The sequence below is a fragment of the Psychrobacter sp. Ps6 genome (genome assembly GCF_022129235.1).
Taxonomy (GTDB): Bacteria; Pseudomonadota; Gammaproteobacteria; order Pseudomonadales; family Moraxellaceae; genus Psychrobacter.
The window spans coordinates 1-1,163 of the sequence record NZ_JADQAI010000157.1 but is presented as its reverse complement, the minus strand read 5'-3'; the positions used below and the strand labels follow the sequence as shown (position 1 = coordinate 1,163).

Annotated in this window: 2 protein-coding genes; both read left to right on the top strand. The window is 37.7% G+C overall.

Features of this window, described 5'->3' with window-relative positions:
* A partial coding sequence (locus I3255_RS14540) for an EAL domain-containing protein (protein ID WP_238039459.1) occupies positions 1 to 299 on the top strand: 299 nt, incomplete at its 5' end.
* A gap of 2 nt (positions 300 to 301) precedes the next feature.
* Positions 302 to 1,163 (top strand): cysteine peptidase family C39 domain-containing protein (locus I3255_RS14535; RefSeq protein WP_238039458.1); only part of this gene is annotated, 862 nt, incomplete at its 3' end.

Genomic DNA, 1,163 nt, shown 5'->3' with positions numbered 1-1,163 from the left:
TCTTACATAGAAATGGCTTCCAGTTTGGTATCGATAAATTTGGCCATAACTTTGGTTCAACGGGCTATTTATCCCAGTTCCGTCCTGCTTATGTAAAACTTGACTTTACTTACACCAATCAAGTGGATGATGAAGTGAAAGCAGATGCCTTAACCTCAATAACCAGAACCGCACAAAATCTAGGTATTACCGTTATTGCATCACGAGTCGAAACCGAGGCCCAGAAAGATAAATTATCTGAATTTATGATCAACGGTTTCCAAGGGTATATCACAGATAATTTCAAACAAGAGCGATGAACATGAAAGATCCATTACTACAATCTTTGGTGTACGTTAGCCGATTCTATGGTCAAGCAAACTCATCGGATGCCCTAATTGCCGATTTACCTTTAGCTGATGGTTTGTTGACCCCGTTCTTATTACCTAGAGCAGCAGAAAAAGCTGGTTTACAAGCAAAAGAAGCCAAACAATCATTTACGGATTTGTCTCCTCTTCTCTTCCCTGTTATAGCTTTATTAAAAGGGGGAGATGCATGTGTTGTTCTTAGTCTCGATAAAGAAAAAAATGAAGCCGAGGTTGTTCTTCCTCAAGCCGATGGAAATGAACAATGGATCAGTATTGATGACTTAACAGCACAATACACGGGGCATCTATTCCTTATCAAAAAACGCTTTCGCTATGATGAGCGTTCGCCAGAAATATTAAAAACTCGTGATGGTCACTGGTTTTGGAGTACTCTTTGGGAGTCAAAAAATATTTATCGAGATGTACTTATTGCATCTATATTGATCAATATTTTTGCCATTGCAGCACCTCTATTCTCCCGACTCGTTTACGATAAAATCGTACCAAATCTAGCTTTTGATTCACTATGGGTTTTAGCTATCGGTATTACGATTATTTTTAGTTTTGATTTAATTCTTAAGTTAATGAGAAGCTACTTTATTGATATTGCAGGTAAAAAATCAGACATTTTACTTTCTGCAAAAATATTTAGCCGAGTAATGGGAATTCGAATGGAAGCAAAACCAGCATCTGTTGGTGCTTTTGCTCGCCATTTACAAGAGTTCGAATCTATTCGAGAGTTCTTTACCTCTGCGACGGTCTCATCACTGATCGATTTACCATTTGCTCTGCTATTTTTATTGGTAATTTATCTTG